Source organism: Ruminococcus sp. 8Y-12, assembly GCF_058119865.1.
Window position 1 is genome coordinate 4559275 of record NZ_CM176623.1, and the last position, 15175, is coordinate 4574449.

At 47.2% G+C, this 15175-nt stretch carries 12 protein-coding genes; all 12 read right to left on the reverse strand.

The features are described 5' to 3' along the window. The 12 genes from AC0THY_RS18570 to AC0THY_RS18625 all read right to left on the reverse strand — a co-directional run bounded on the left by AC0THY_RS18570 (position 1) and on the right by AC0THY_RS18625 (position 15165). Positions 1–831, reverse strand: coding sequence for a carbohydrate ABC transporter permease (locus AC0THY_RS18570; RefSeq protein ID WP_489992064.1), 831 nt, complete (start codon positions 829–831; stop codon positions 1–3). Further along, the gene (locus AC0THY_RS18575) at positions 828–1712 is read right to left on the reverse strand and encodes a carbohydrate ABC transporter permease (RefSeq protein WP_489992065.1); all 885 of its coding nucleotides are present in this window, start codon (positions 1710–1712) and stop codon (positions 828–830) included. The genes AC0THY_RS18570 and AC0THY_RS18575 overlap by 4 nt, the downstream gene beginning before the upstream one ends. Positions 1713–1804: 92 nt before the next feature. Beyond that, complete coding sequence (locus tag AC0THY_RS18580) at positions 1805–3232, reverse strand: extracellular solute-binding protein (RefSeq protein WP_489992066.1); 1428 nt, start codon at positions 3230–3232, stop codon at positions 1805–1807. A 234-nt stretch (positions 3233–3466) separates the two neighbouring features. Further along, positions 3467–4606: a sensor histidine kinase gene (locus AC0THY_RS18585; protein WP_489992067.1), complete on the reverse strand. Its 1140-nt coding sequence runs from the start codon at positions 4604–4606 to the stop codon at positions 3467–3469. Positions 4607–4608: 2 nt separating this feature from the next. Next, positions 4609–5289: a response regulator transcription factor gene (locus AC0THY_RS18590; RefSeq protein ID WP_489992068.1), complete on the reverse strand. Its 681-nt coding sequence runs from the start codon at positions 5287–5289 to the stop codon at positions 4609–4611. A 76-nt stretch (positions 5290–5365) separates the two neighbouring features. After that, positions 5366–7720, reverse strand: a complete 2355-nt coding sequence (locus AC0THY_RS18595) for a M13-type metalloendopeptidase (protein WP_489992069.1) — start codon at positions 7718–7720, stop codon at positions 5366–5368. A 250-nt stretch (positions 7721–7970) separates the two neighbouring features. Next, positions 7971–8639, reverse strand: a complete 669-nt coding sequence (locus AC0THY_RS18600) for a Spy0128 family protein (RefSeq protein ID WP_489992070.1) — start codon at positions 8637–8639, stop codon at positions 7971–7973. A 30-nt stretch (positions 8640–8669) separates the two neighbouring features. Further along, complete coding sequence (gene srtB / locus AC0THY_RS18605) at positions 8670–9425, reverse strand: class B sortase (protein WP_489992071.1); 756 nt, start codon at positions 9423–9425, stop codon at positions 8670–8672. A 5-nt stretch (positions 9426–9430) separates the two neighbouring features. Then, positions 9431–10684, reverse strand: coding sequence for a DUF7601 domain-containing protein (locus AC0THY_RS18610; protein ID WP_489992072.1), 1254 nt, complete (start codon positions 10682–10684; stop codon positions 9431–9433). A 58-nt stretch (positions 10685–10742) separates the two neighbouring features. Beyond that, positions 10743–11216 (reverse strand): signal peptidase I, encoded by a 474-nt coding sequence (lepB, locus tag AC0THY_RS18615; protein ID WP_489992073.1) that lies wholly within the window; start codon positions 11214–11216, stop codon positions 10743–10745. 61 nt (positions 11217–11277) lie between these two features. Continuing rightward, entirely contained in the window at positions 11278–14394 is a 3117-nt protein-coding gene (locus AC0THY_RS18620; protein WP_489992074.1) for a DUF7601 domain-containing protein, read from the reverse strand. Between the two features lie 234 nt (positions 14395–14628). Beyond that, a complete protein-coding gene (locus AC0THY_RS18625; RefSeq protein ID WP_489992075.1) occupies positions 14629–15165 on the reverse strand; it encodes a hypothetical protein in 537 nt (178 codons plus the stop codon). Between the last annotated feature and the right edge of the window lie 10 nt (positions 15166–15175).

Consider the following 15175-nt stretch of genomic DNA (forward strand, 5'->3'; position numbering starts at 1 on the left):
CTATCCTTTCACCGCGCCTGCAGTCATTCCCTCAATGATTTTCTTGCTGAACAGAAAGTATACCAGCATTACAGGAAGAATGGAAATGACCAGCGCTGCCATCAGTGTCGTATAATTTGTCGTAAACTGTCCGTTAAAATTAGTAAGTCCCACCGGCAGCGTCCTTAGATAATCCTTTGTCACGAGCACCAGCGCAAACGGGAACTCGTTCCAGGTATCCAGGAAGCTTAAAATCAGTACCGTAGACATCACCGGTCTGCACAGCGGAAATATGATCCTGCTCATGGTGGACCACACCGTAGCTCCATCCATGTATGCCGCCTCCTCCAGCTCCCACGGAATCGTTCGTATAAAGCTTTCGAACAAAAAGATAGCCAGAGGCAACCGTATGGCTATATAGGGAATCACCAAGGTGAACCACTGGTCCTCCATGTGCAGGGTTTTCATCTGTACAAACAGGGGGACCAGCAGTGCATACACCGGGGTCATCATCCCTATCAAAAACAGGGTATAAATAGCATTTCTCCCCCGGAACTGATACCTGGACAGCACATATCCGATACAAAAAGCAAGTATCAGGACAAAAAGCACGGTCACAACAGTATTACAGATACTGCTGAAAAAATTTATGTACAGCTTTCCGTGAATAAATGCGTCATAATAGTTCTGAAACTGTAGATGCTTTGGCAGTGACACAATATCCAGCATAAATTCTTCCTTTGTTTTCAGGGAAGAATACATGACCCAGATAATCGGAAAAATACAGGAGATGGAAAATGCCAGCAGTATTAAGTTGTAGAGCGTATTACCGATTTTCCGTACTGCTCTCATTCTTTCACCTCCGTTAATTTTCTAAAGATTAGTACCAATGCAAAGCTGATTGCAAAGATTCCGATGGAGATGGCGCTTCCGTACCCGTACTGCATCCTCACAAAGGACACATTGTAGGCATACTGGGCCAGCACCATGGAGCTGGTTCCCGGCCCGCCGCCTGTGAGTACGTAAATATGGGTAAAGACCAGCATATTTGACGCAATGCTGAGCATCACCGCCACCTTGATGGAATCCAGAATCAGCGGAAAGGTAATATAGATTGCTTTCTTTATACCTGTCACACCGTCCAGTTCACACACCTCATAGATATCTTTGGGAATTCCCTGAACCGCTGACATAAAGATGATCAGCGGCACTCCGATGTACTGCCAGATCAGCGGCACCGTCACGGAGGCCAGTACCACCTTGGGGTCATCCAGCCATGGTACGATCAAATGCTCCAGACCCAGCCAGCGCAGCAGCTCATTTAAGATGCCGTAATTGTTGCTGTAAATCATCTGCCAAATATATCCCACCACCACCGCTGACAACACCACCGGAAGAAAAATCACTGTGCGGTGAAACCCCTTGGCCTTTGTGGCTTTCGAGGTAAACAGAACAGAAAGCAGAAATGCCAGCGCCATCTGAATGGTCACATTTGCAAAGACAATGATTAAATTATGTGCCAGTGAGCTTCTAAAAACAGTGTCCTGAAAAAGCTTTATGTAATTGTCCGCGCCCACAAAGTGCTTTATAGGCCCCAGGGACCAGTCCGTCAGACTGTATGCAAATGCCATAAAAAGAGGAACAATAATCACAAACGCATAGACCGCCAGCCCCGGCCCCAGCAGGGCCGCCAGGGTTTTGGGACTGATTTTACGTGCACTGCTTCTTTTCACGTTACCTCGCTCCTATTCTATCTAAATTTGAGGATATCATAACCGGTATCCCATATTTTATGGCGCATCCAGCGGGCATCTGGATGTGCCACTTAGTTTCCAAGGGCATCCTGCGCATCCTGAATATTCTGTGCGCATTCCTCCGGTGTCACCGCACCGATCAGAAGTTCCTGAAGATTGCTATTCATCACATCCACAACAGAGGGGTCCAGGAAGGAATCATAAATAGGAGTGAACTCAAGACTTGCAAAGGTTTCACTGTATTCTTGGGCCAAATCTGTAACTGCGGATTTATCATAATCATCTACCAGATAAGCCACAGGTTCACCCTTTGCAGCTATACTCTTTGAATAGTCCTCCCCGCTGAGCGTCTTCAGCAGTTTTGCGATGGCATCCTTCTTCTCACTGAAGTTGGTAGCTCCCACTGCAAAACCTGACCCAGATCCGCCGGAGGTCGCATTTGCAGCACCTTTGCCGCCGTCTACAGCCGGCAGAACCGCCACTTTGGTATTTGCCGCAATATCCTCAGGCCCTGCGGTTACTGCGCCTACAGCCCAACTGCCCTCCATAAACATGGCGGCCTCCCCGTTAAAGTAGAGTGTCTTCTGCTGGTCACTGTTCAGACTGTTCATATCTGTATTAAAAGCTCCCATATTTCCAAGCTCCTGCATAGCCCCTAAAGCCTGTACAAAATCGGGATCTGTAAATTTCGCTCCGCTCCCATCCATGATGGACTTAAACCAGTCGCTGCCTGTAAAGCGGTCTCCAAGGCAGCTCATGATACAGGACTCCGCAACCCAGGGCTCCTTGTTTCCAAGTGCAATGGGGGTGATTCCTTTCTCTTTGATGGCATTTAACATCTCTGTGAACTCTGCCCACTCTGTGGGGAAACTGTCATAGCCCGCCTCTTTTAAGATCTCTTTGTTATAATAGATCACATGTGTGCTGAGCATGGAGTAAGGCACTGCGTAAATGCTGCCGTCTGTTGTCAGGTCGTCAAAGGAAGCCGGTATGTAGCCGTTTTTCCACTCCTCATCCAGGATCTCATCCAGAGGAGCAACCAGTCCGTTTTTGGCAAAAGCCGCCAGTTCTGAGCCCTTGCAGACAAACACGTCCGGAAGGCTGTTGGAAGCTGCCAGGGTCTTGATCTTTGTGTAATAGGCTGTCTGGTCTCCGATTGCCTCCACATTTACCGCAATGTTCGGGTTTTCCGCCTGGAACTTCTCAATCATCTCGCGAACACTGGTTGCTATGTTCTCCTGATTGTCCTCCGCCCAAAGGGTCATCATGGAAATTTCCACCTTCTCAGTTCCTGCGGTGTCCTCAGCCGCTGCTTCCGACTCAGGCACTGCTTCCCCAGTCTGCTCTGTCTTATCCGCTGCTTCCGTCTGGTCTGCCTTTGCCTCTGTCTTAGCATTTGTGCTCTCTGTCTTGGTCTGTCCCCCGCACCCTGTCATCAGTGCGGACCCAAGCATAACTGCTGTTAATAGAAATGCGATCTTTCTGTTTCTTCTCTTCATTCAGGTAACCTCCCTCTGGTAAGTTTATTTTTACAATATTAATCTTATGGGATAACCACGGTTCTGTGTAGGCGTAAATCTTATTAAAATGTCCATTATTCTACAAAAGGGGTGTGTTGTCAAATGGTACTTTATTCCATAGCAAAGGAGGAAAAACCTGGAAAGCACTTCTGCTTCCCAGGTTTTTGCCACTTCATTATCACATTAAGATTCATCAGGCTTCCCGCTTACTAATCAGCACTTACTGTCTGCTTCAGAAAAGAATACTTGAAAAATACTGCCCCTTCCACTCTCGCTTGACACTTCGATCCGGCCGCCGTGCTTCTCAATAATCATTTTTACAACAGCCAGCCCCAAGCCAGAACCAGGAATGCGCTGGGACCGGGATTTATCCCCCCGATAAAAGGGTTCAAAGATATGACAGAGGTCCTCTTCGCCTATGCCTTTTCCAGTATCGGCTACTTGAATACTGACACCCTCCCCGCTCTTTACCACGGATACGGTAACCGTTCCACCCGAATGGTTATATTTTATAGCATTTTCGATCAGATTATAAAAAGCCCGGTACAAAAGGCTGGCGTTTCCGTATACAGAGGCATCTACCCTGTCCACGGCAGAAATCTCCACCCCTTTGCTCCCAGCTTGTCCCGCCAGCTCCTTCACTGCCTGGCTAAGCAGCGGAGCTATCTCAACCTGCTGGTCTGTTTGGATTTCCTCCAGATTGGCAAGCGCTAATAAGCCTTCCACAGTCTTAATAATGCGTTCCAGGGATTTATCTGTATCCTGCATAAACTCCCGGTAATCTGCCAACTCCGGGTGAGGAGTCATCTCCAGCACCTGCAGGGAGGATTTGATGACCGCAAGGGGTGTTTTCAGCTCATGGGCCGCATTGGAGGCAAAACTCTTCTGAACAAGAAAGGCCTGCTGAAGGCGTTCCAGCATCCCGTTAAACGCCTCGTTCAGAACCTGCACCTCTCCTTTGGCTGCAGTCAGCTCCACCCTCTTATCCAGGTTCTGGTCATCCACAGCCTGAACGGACTGTGTCAGATCTCTCAGCGGCCGCAGCATTCTTCCTGTTGCCAGGTAAGTCCCAGCCAATGCTGCCAATACAATCACAGCCATGGCCAGGATAGATTGGGAGGAAAATTTCTGTGAGGCCTCCTGATAAGTCATGTTGGGATCAAGCCTGGCCGGTATATCCCCCTCCGGAAGCGCAGGGTCATACTCAACCACTCCCTCCTCTATCAGAGAGGCATAATTTCCATAATAGCTGTGAGCCGAAAACAGGGAATTGACAGTCAAAAGCAGACAGGCAAGCACCAATATCGCCCCCACAATTCCTGTGATCTGTATCTGTAACGTGTGTCTTTTCATAGTCACTCCTCCCCGGGACACTGGAGACGGTATCCCTGTCCCCGCTGTGTAATGATATAAGCTTTTGCACCTGCTGCGTCCAGTTTTTTCCTCAGAGAATGCAAATGAAACCGAAATGAATTGGAAAACAGGTCTACTTCACTATCCCAGGCGTGCTCTATCAATTCCTCCGCACTGACCATCCGCTCAGAATGGACAAACAGGTACTCCAGCAATGCATATTCTTTTCGGGTCAGTTCCATCTCCTGCCCACTGCATCTGACCTGCCTTGCGGCGGTGTCCATCTGAAGGCAGCCGCAGCGAAGAACTGGATTTCTGGTGGAAAAGTTCCGGCGGAGCAGACTCCGGATACGCGCCTCCAGCTCTTTAAACTCAAAAGGCTTTGTCAGATAGTCATTGCTGCCCTCATCCAAACCACTGATTTTATCCTCCAGCGAATTTCTGGCGGAGAGTATCAGCACCCTGAAATCCTCATCCTGGCTGCGGATACGCCGCAACACTTCCATTCCATCTAATTTGGGGAGGTTTAGGTCTAGAATCATCAGATCATACTGGTTTAACTCATAAAAATACAATGCCTCCTCCCCATCATAGGCGCAATCCACTGAATATCCCAGTATTTTAAGCCCTTTTGCCACCGATTTAGAGAGCATTTCCTCGTCTTCTACCAATAACAACTTCATTTCCCTGCACCTTCTTCGTTTTTACTGTCAGTGTATCCAATACGAATACGGCTGTCAATAAATTCCTTTTTGATTTTTACCATATCTTAATCCTATCCTTGGGGGCCACATACATTCCATCCGTCTCTTTGATCTCATAGGTGTCATAAAATTCCTGGAAATTGGCAAGCACCAGGTTACAGCGAAGCTTATTGGGGGCATGCATATCCGTCTGTGCCAGTTCTGCCAGGGTATCGTAGTCGGCCACCCTGAGCCATTGGTTGGCATAGCTGCGGAAAAATGCGTCATAATCTGGGTTTTCCATCTTTGATAGTATCTCCAATCCACAGGCAATCCCTCCGATATCCGCAATGTTCTCACTCAAATTATCCTTTCCGTTCGCCTTTACGCCCGGGGCAGCCTCCCGCCCATCGTAAAATTCTACCACCTTTTTGCAGAGTCCCTGGAAATGCGCGTAATCTTCCTCTGCCCACCAATCGTTTAAATTGCCCTGGGCATCATACTGTGCGCCTCCGTCATCAAAGATATGGGTGATCTCATGGGCAATGGTACTTCCGATGGCACCCAGGTTTGTTTCAAAGGAAGCATTTTTGTCATAGAAGGGCGCTTGCAGTATACCGGCGGGGAAGATTATGGTATTGGTAGTCCTGTTGGCCGCTGCATTGACCGTATAGGCTGCCAGCGGGAACCTGTGAGGATCTACCGGTTGTTCCAGTTCCTCCAGCTGTCTCTTCCACTTCACAACTTCTGACGCTGTCACATTCTCAAAATAGCTGCCGCCTTCCTCGGGTCCCCTGATTTCTGCTTTATTTAGCATCCATTCATCCGGATAGCCGATGAGCACGGTAAGGGAATCCAGTTTTTTTAACGCTTCCCTTTTGGTGGCATCCTCCATCCATTCCAGTCTCTGAATGCGCTCTTTAAAAGTATCCATCAGCATGCTTACCATTTTCTCCATGTCCTTCTTGGATTCCTCTGGAAAATAGCGCTCTGTATAAAGCTGTCCAAGCTCGTCTGACAGATAATTCTGTATGGCTATATCCGCTGACGGTATACCTGCTGTCCCAAATTTTTCTGCCAGTCCGTCACTCAGAAATCCACTGTACCCTGTGAGCAGAGCCATTTTTTCGATTGCCTTAAACAGCTCTAAATTTTCCTCCGTAAACCATTTAGCATAAGCTGCGAACTGCTTGTCATCAAACACCAGCATCTTAACATCACTTTTTAAACCAATTGCAGTCATGAGCTGGGACAGTTTCGCCTGGGGCATCATCTCATCCAGCATTTCAAGGGTATAATGCTGCTGTATCTTGATTTTTCCGGAATCATCCTGCTCCTCTATATTCTCAGCCAGATTTTTTTCGATTGCCATAATTCCGTCTGCGTGGCGTTTCGCTTCCTCACTGCTCTCCCCCACTGCGATCAGCTGTTCCACAAGCCCATCCCGGTACTCTTTGTAAGCTGCCGAATCCGGATCTTCGTAATCACTTTTCATAAGTCCCGGTACCTGGGTCATCAGCTGCAAGACTTTCCGGCTGCTGTCCTGGGGATCAGTCACAGGTATTCCAGGAATCAGGCCATTGGCAGCATTCCCCAGTTCTAATACAGCCTGTGCAATCGCCGCGTTTAATTCAGAAAAATCATTCGCCCGTTCCACCGCATCCAGATATTTCTGCAGCGGCTCGATTCCCGCCTGATTCCGTGCCTCCATATTTTCAAAATTTTTGTAAAGGGCCTGTATTTTCTGTTCCGGACTGCCCTTTGGATAAGACTCCGTGCTGTTCACCACCTCAAGAATCAAATTTTTTAGCTGCTCATCTGTGTTGGCGGTAACTGTGCTGGAACCCCCTGCTGTTTCTGAGTCTTTCGGTATCTCAAGGGTACTTAACTGCTGCTGGTTCACTGCAGTATAAAAATCGTCTTTTAAGTTTGTTCCAAATGCACTATAAAAACGTTCTGCAAGAATCTGGGCATCTTTGATAGTTACAAAGTTGTCTGCCTCGTTCTCTAAATCAGAAGATGCCAGGATACCCCCATTGGATAAATTCTTTAGTTCCTCCTTCGCCCATGCAGGCACTTCTGTTAAGTCGAAAGAAGGAGGCGCGATTCTCTTTGCATTTCCTTTCGGTTCCGGCAGCTTTCCGAATGCCCGTCCGGCAATCACAAGCATTTGAAGCCGGTTCGCCCTTTCGGATTCTTTCAATCCCTCCAGCAGTTCTGTACGGTCAACCTGTGAAACATATCCCTCTGACGCACGTATAAAATAATCTGCCAGCTGTCCGGTTGTCACTCCTTCATTTTCGCTTTTCTCTGCATTTTTCTCTGTTTGATTCTGCGCCGGGGCTTTTCCGGAGGTTGTTGTACTGCACCCTGTGATGGTAACTGCAATCAGCATTACTGCCACGATTTTTCTCAATTTTTTATTTAACATGGTCTTTCCTTTCAACTGTTAATATGTGTTTTTGTTTGCTACTGACCATATCATACCATCTGTTTTGTTAGATTATTGTTAGGTTTGTCATGGGTTTCTTTCTGAATTTCATTTACAATGAAAAAGAATCCCGCCCGGAGGGCTTTTTATATCATAGGGAATTCCGAAGGACTTTCCTATGATACAAAAAATCGCCTCCCGCCATTATATCTTTGATATCCTGACGGGAAACGATTCTACCCTTTTATATTTAAATTTTCTTCCTGCCTGCTGCGGCAACCAGACCTATCATCCCAACCGCCACTGCCATGGCGGCCAGCCACCCTTTTATCGATTGTGTATCCCCAGTCTTCACACTTACGACGGTTTTTCCAGTCGATGGCGGGGGGTCTGTTTGATTCGTATTTTTCACTGGCTTTTTGGCCTTGTAGGAATTGTGAAAAACAATTTCTCCTTTTTTCTCTCCCTCTGTCTCATCCCCCTCACGATCCTGCTTTTCAATGGCTATAATCTCCGCGTCCGCTCCTTCACCCGGGCTGCCCAGCCGCACGATGATCTCATATACCGTCTCATCATAGGTGTATCCGGTCTTTTCTTTTTTGATTTTCTGTTTCAGCTCATAGCGATAGACCCCGCCGTGGGAAGAAGGAATACTTATCTTTGTACTCTCATTACCCTTTAGTGAAAATTCATAGCTGTTTCCTTCGCTTCCCTGTGGCATTGGAGATGTCTCATCGGTTGAGGTCAGCAGATACCGGAAGGTATCGCCAGGCTTTTCCTCTGTGCCTTTTGTGGTAAACTCCTGCTTTACAGGTATCACAGCCGTCACCTCAGCCCCTGCTTGTGCCCTCAAAGGCCTGATCATAGCCACAAGAAGAAAAATAGCGAACCAGCCTATCACTTTCCTTCTCTTTTCCATATGTCATCTGCTCCTTTATCACAGATTTTCCTAATTGTCTGCGTATATTTTATCCGTCAGCCTTCCTGCCAACAGCTGTCTCCCGTTGGTGGAATCAGAGGTACAGGTGCTCAGCAGCACAATATGATCCTTTTCTGTGATTCCGATATCCCGGATTCTTACTGCCTTGGACGCCAGATATTTCAGATAGCTCTGGCGCTCATTTCTGTTCTCTATTGCTGCCTCATACAGTTCGTGGTCATAGGCATCTGTCCTTAGAAAAGCAAAGAATTCAATTCCATGATCCTTTCCCCCATAATACAGATTTCCGTACTGATGTTCCTCAAAAAACGCCTCATCCTGAAAATTTTCCAGATCTCCAAACATGGCTCCCTTTTCCATATGATGCCCGTAAAGGATACTGTTGAAATCCGTAAATGCCTGACTGTTTTGATAGTCCAGAAAAATGCTTCCGGCCAGAGAGAATTCCCCATCCGCCCCTGTGTTGACATATTTTTCATTGTTGTCCGTTTGGGTAATGGGATAATCTATATGGGTGCCAAACACCGTAAGCCATCCAAAAACCTCGGGATTTATTTTCCTGAGCTCCTCAAAGGACAGCTCATCTTTACCGGGCTTGTATCTCGTGTATACAGAGGCATCTCCTTCCCGGTAAACCTGTTGGGAATCCCATATGGAATAGCCTCCCAGGGCCATTGCAGCCAAGAGTACTGTCATGACAATCAAGTTTACTCCTTCATCAAGAAGCCTGATTATCCCTCTCCCAATGGCTCTTCTCTTTTTCATCTTGTTTAATGTGACCTTCTGTATCTTCCAGCAACGATCATAAGTATGAATATGCCTGCGGCTGCCAGTATCAGGAGCATAAATGGCAGGTTGTTCATGATAATGCCTGTGATAGGTGTAATGTCGTTGGTATTATGGAAATCTGCCTGGTTATGTTTATAGCGGATCGTATGGCTGCTACCGGTGAGCTCTGTATCGTCGCCGTCCGGTTTGATTTCTTGGTTTCCCGTCAGTGAATTCTTCTGATCTTCTCTGTCGTTATAATAAATATCCAGAATTTTTGATGAATAAGGATCATTCGACTCCAGAGCAAGTGTCTCCACTGCTGTGTAAGTGATTCCTTCCGGAAGCTCCGGATCCATCTCAAAATAGTCGCCATCCGCCAGCTTTATGCCTGTGATGGTTTCCCCAGGTTTAATAGTCAGTGTCTCTGTCTCTGTGCCCCTCACAACCTTAACCGAGTAAGAGTCTTTTCCGCCAAAAGCTGGGTTTTGACCAAGTGTAAGGCTGTAGGAAAATTCCTTATCCTTGTTGGCATATTTGCCCACTGTAGTATTCGTCACCTTCAGGGAGGCTGTTCTGTAAAATGTATTTGTAAACTTCAGGTCATGCGCTTTATAATCTCCGATCTGATCTTTGTCAATAATACCGTCTGCATTATACTTAAACAGCTCAATGCTTGATATATAGATTCCCTTCTCCCGGTTTCCTTCTGTGGTCTCTACATTCATACCCGCCTCTATGTTCGCCACATAGACATACATTTTATACTTTTCATCGGAACATTTGAGGTTTTCAAAGTCTCCCAAAGTATAGGTCTGGTTCTTCTCTACCACATCGTATACATACAAACCTGCATGGGGGAACTGGACTCCCTCCAGCACATTTCCGGTTTCCAGGGTGAGTACCCATTTATCCGGCTGTCCCTGTGTTTCCACCTTTTTGCTTTCCTGGCTCGCTGAGGCCGGAACCGTAACAGATTTCTCCCCAATCGCAGGGATGTCATCCTTGCTGCTTGACTCTACCTGATCTGCCGTAAACTGAAATGCAAAGGTCAGTTCCGGAAAGGTATTCACAGCCCCTTCTCCCGCATAGTTTGTCTCAAAAGATTTGGTGACTTTTACCTGTGCATCTTTAAGCTGATTATCCGGCTCTGCTGCCGCTGCCGTCAGTGTTCCCAGACTCGATACCATTAACGCTGCTGCAGTAGCAGCTGTAATTACTCTTTTCCATCTTCTTTTTATACTGTTCCTTTTCATTAATTATTACTCTCCTTTCTCTGGCAGGTTCTTCTGCCCCCTGTTCTCTTGTTTCTTGTTAAATATTTTTCTGACGCAGCACCGCAATTATGATTCCGGATACATCCTCTATGCTGACCGGACCATAGATTCGGCTGTCCCCTGCATCTTCCCTCTGGTCACACAGCACAAATATTTCATCTTCTTTTACTGTCAGAGGAAAATCCACTCCTTTTTCAAACCGGATGGTCTGTCCACTGATTTCCGACTCCTGCTGAATGTAGCCATTTACTTTCAAGCCGTTCTCCGTAATGTCCACCTCATCACCGGCAATTGCCGCCACTCTTCGGATCTGTTTCTCACCTTCTACATTCACGATTACCACATCCGAAACCTTCAGGCTGCTCTCCAAACGATAGTACAAAACCAAATCCCCGGCCTTCACGGCAGGACTCATGGACAAATCCGGCGCTGCCATCAGACCAAACACAAATGTAAACAGCAGCACCGCTATCAGCGCAATAAGTCCTATTTTGGCTGAAATCCATATCAATTCCGTCAGGATTGAGGTCTGACGGCCCGCCGGCTTTATCTCTTCTTGGGATTTATCCCTGTCATATTTTTTTACGGATACCCCTCCTTTTCAAAAACCTGGCAAAGATAATGGAGGCGATACCCAGAAGTGCGATTGCCATCACTATAAAACCTCCTGCTCCCCCGCCCCATATTCCGGTCTGTGGAATCAGTTCTTTCTTGTTTTCCACTTCCGCGCTCTGCGCTCCCGGTTTTAAACTGGCGCTCAGCTTTTCTCCCTGTATGATTTCTGCATCGCTATCTGAGCAGGAGTAACTTACCGTATAGCCTTCTGCCGAATCCTTGCCCTCAGAGACTGTATATTGGTATCCCAGAGGCAAACGCCTCAGAGTAAAGGACTCCCCATGCTTCAGCAGGATCGCTCCATCCCGCAAAAGACTTTCATCCGCCGTTTCTATGGCGGTTATCTTCCCATTTTGGAAGGAAACTTTGGCATCCTGGATTTCCCTTGAACTAAACAGAGCTTCCCCGGTATATCCATCGATCTCCACACTGATCTCAAAATCTTTCGTTCTATCTCCAAAGGCTCCTGTGACTACCTTGGATACCGTCAGTTCCGGCAGGTACTTATTTACAAACGCTCCTGTCTCGGCGGTGATATCCGCATCCGCTTTTAGAGTGCCGTCCGAATTTGCCGTATCTGCACTGGTGACTGTGAGAAGTTCTTTGCCGTCGGCAGACACAACTGCCTTGAGCCCCTTCGTGTCTGCAGTCACATTCACGGTGATGGTTTTTTCTGATTTATCGTAGCTGATATCAGGATTATACTCAGGCTCTGACTCTTTCGGAATCACTTCCCTGATCTTATATATGTACTCTCCTGGCTGAGTGAATTTCAGCGCAGAAAATGAAAATTCTCCCTGTGCATTGTTCTTTGCCGTCTCCGGCAGCTGCTGGCCGCCTTCCCCGGCAGGACCGCTTTCCTTTGTAATCTGGAAAGAATATTCCCCAGCTTTTAATATTTCATCCTCACTCTTCGCACCCTGTACTTCCTTGCTCCCCGCAAGCTTTACATATACCGGAAGCGCTTCGTCGCTTCCAGTGTAAGCATTCTCATTTATGGTGGTGTCCACGGCTGTATAGGACGTATCCGTTTTGATTGTGTAATTGCCCTCCAGCTTTCCTTTTACAATCAAATCATTCATAAAGGCTTTCGCCTCCTTCAGGCTGGTCATTCCCTCCTTGACGGTGGATTCCTTTCCCTCCGGATCCGTCATAATGATTTTTATATTTGATTTCTCCTGGTATTTAGCGGATGCTGCAACGGTCAGTTCATTTTGCAGATGCCGTATACTGCGGTCATCCTGCCCATAGCCGTCCAGCTTGCTGTTGCTGGTATACATGACATCCTCTGTTTTTTCCAACGGTTTCCCCTGTGCCACCTGAAATGCTCCGCTATTGCGGTCATCACCAGCATCTATTGTGCCAAACTCCATATTACCCCAATCCGGCACCAATTTAGCATTGTCCGCTGTGGGGGTGATGGAATCATATCCTCCGTCTATAGCCGCATGGATTTCAGCAGGAGCAACCGTTATCTTATAGATCTTGGGGTTCAGCCCGAATCCCTCCGGAGCCTTAATTTCCTTCAGATAATAGGTTCCGGACGCGAGTCCGGAAGCCTGAAAGCTTCCACTCTCATTTGTTGTATACTCCAGCTCTTTGCCATCCCCGCCCTTCACAGGTTTTGTGGCCTCGGGGTCTGAGTATAGTTTATACACAGCGCCCTGCACTCTTACCTTGTCCCCCGCATCTTTGTGATATTTTGAAAACTGGAATCCTCCTGTGGTACTGACCCTTGCTTCACTTTTGATGCGGCTTATGTAGTTTATATTCAGAGTGTAGTAGTTGAGAAAACTGTAATGATTTGTAGCCAGGGAGGGACCTGATCCTGTTTTGAAATGCACAGAATAGTTATAACCGATTTGGACCGTCCCATCCTTGTTCCCACTGCAGGGGAGTGTCAAAGCCAGAGGAGCCTCCTCTTCCAGAATCGACTTTATCTTCTCTGCACTAATCCCCATAATTTCCAGAATCTTTTGCTCATTCCCCCCAGCACCTCTGCCGGTGACAGAAACGCCGCTGTATTTGACGGGGTTGCCAGCCTGGGGCTGATACAGCTCAAAATGCAGCTGCGGATTATGGGTGTTCCCATACAGATACAGGAGGGGAACCTCCCAATACGTTGTCGGCACACTATACAGCTGATAATGGGTATTTACTGTATTTTGCAGCCAAAGTGGAAATGTATGTAAGGGATTATATTGCAGATTTATACCGGAGCGTCGATCCTGAATTCCGTTCTCTCCGGTTGCATTCTTCCCCAAAATCTCAATACTCTCAATGGAGTTCCGGGACAGGTTAATAAACCCTGCAAAAGTCATACGTTCCACTCCGGAAGTGGACTTGATCCCCTTCTGGGAAGCGTTTATTCCACCGCAGTAATTCACAAGCACATCTTCTATGCTCTGGCATTCCTCCAGCCTTTTGGGTGTCCTTCGACTGTTGTCCAGAAGAATATAGGCTCCGTTCTCGGCCAGTGTGTTATACCCTGTTTTCAAAGCGTCCGGCTCCAAAACGGATGTCCATATCGTGTCCGCAACCACACTCCCCAGAACCGGGTCGTCAAAAAACTTTTTTATCTCTTCCTTAAAAGCCGATTCTGTATAATCGGTTCCCCCGATAGCAACCGCCTTCTCTCCATTTTTCACCCCTGCGCTGGTTTCCCCATTACCCTCATTCTTTGCAGCTGCACCGGTCCCCTCTTCCTTCTCCGTCTTTTTGTCTTTTTCGGATGCATCTTTTTTGGGTGGAGTCTCCTGTTCTGTATCATGGGAGCCTTTTTCCGTATTTTGAGTCCCTTCCCCTGTCTGCGATTCGTTTTGGGTTTCCTTACCACTTTGGGCTTCTTCCGTACTCTGTGATGCCGCGGCATCCTGCGTTTCCTCTTGGCTTCTGGCTTTTCCTGCAGACTGCGTCTCCTCCACGCCCTGTGATGCTTCGCCCCTCATGGTCTTGCTTTCGGACCGGTTTATCCCTGAGGCAGCATAAACTTGCGGCATGACTTCGCCCGAGGATGCAACCAGCAACAGGGCTGCTAACATAAATGCAACCAGCCGTTTCATCCGCTCTTTCATGTTATCACTCCCCTTTCTTTGTGCTGATCGGCTTGTCCTTCACAGTATGTAAAACTTAGGAGGCATATAGATGCCAATCTTTTCCCCTCATATCCGAACAGATGTAACCTATTGTCCTATATTATCATTTCATCCGTGATTAAACCGTGAATTTTCTGCTTGTTTATCTGTAAAAATTACATAAAAAAAGCCCGCAGCACTTTTTTAAATGCTTCGGACTCTATTGAGCTGATTCTATTTTCCCTGTAAAATCTTTAACCAGTTCTGGATGACTTTTTTCTTCCACATCCACATTAGGTACAAGATGACCACCGCCGCTGCACAGACAGACACAATAAGCGGATGTATCTTTGAAACTTCCAGAAATTGACTGACATCATCTGAAGGCGGCACATTTCCAAAAAGATAAAGAATAGGTACGAATCCCCACGAGGACAGGCTTCCCGCTGAGACAATGGTAATATAGAATACAATGATATGATAAAGTTTCTTTCCGCTGTCGTTCCTGTAAAAGAGCAGAAAACAGATAGAAACCATAAATGGCAGCAACGCACCCGCTATATGCAGCAACGAGTGGGTGAATATCGTATAGTTACCCCCTTCCGAGGAGGTATACGCCCCCACAATGCTGAACGCAGTCACCCGAGCCCCGCACAGAATGCTCACCAAAGCATGGCCGGCCTCATGCAAAAGGATGTAAACGGGCACTGCCACAAGCGCCACAGCCACGGAAAGCGCTATATATTTTATTTTCTGATCTGTTGTATTCATTGCAATCTCC

Bases quoted from the DNA above. Each gene is read 5' to 3' on its own strand.
- AC0THY_RS18570 (WP_489992064.1), bottom strand. From the start codon at position 831: ATGAGAGCAGTACGGAAAATCGGTAATACGCTCTACAACTTAATACTG.
- AC0THY_RS18580 (WP_489992066.1), bottom strand. From the start codon at position 3,232: ATGAAGAGAAGAAACAGAAAGATCGCATTTCTATTAACAGCAGTTATG.
- AC0THY_RS18585 (WP_489992067.1), bottom strand. From the start codon at position 4,606: ATGAAAAGACACACGTTACAGATACAGATCACAGGAATTGTGGGGGCG.
- AC0THY_RS18590 (WP_489992068.1), bottom strand. From the start codon at position 5,289: ATGAAGTTGTTATTGGTAGAAGACGAGGAAATGCTCTCTAAATCGGTG.
- AC0THY_RS18595 (WP_489992069.1), bottom strand. From the start codon at position 7,720: ATGTTAAATAAAAAATTGAGAAAAATCGTGGCAGTAATGCTGATTGCA.
- AC0THY_RS18600 (WP_489992070.1), bottom strand. From the start codon at position 8,639: ATGGAAAAGAGAAGGAAAGTGATAGGCTGGTTCGCTATTTTTCTTCTT.
- srtB (WP_489992071.1), bottom strand. From the start codon at position 9,425: ATGAAAAAGAGAAGAGCCATTGGGAGAGGGATAATCAGGCTTCTTGAT.
- AC0THY_RS18610 (WP_489992072.1), bottom strand. From the start codon at position 10,684: ATGAAAAGGAACAGTATAAAAAGAAGATGGAAAAGAGTAATTACAGCT.
- AC0THY_RS18620 (WP_489992074.1), bottom strand. From the start codon at position 14,394: ATGAAAGAGCGGATGAAACGGCTGGTTGCATTTATGTTAGCAGCCCTG.
- AC0THY_RS18625 (WP_489992075.1), bottom strand. From the start codon at position 15,165: ATGAATACAACAGATCAGAAAATAAAATATATAGCGCTTTCCGTGGCT.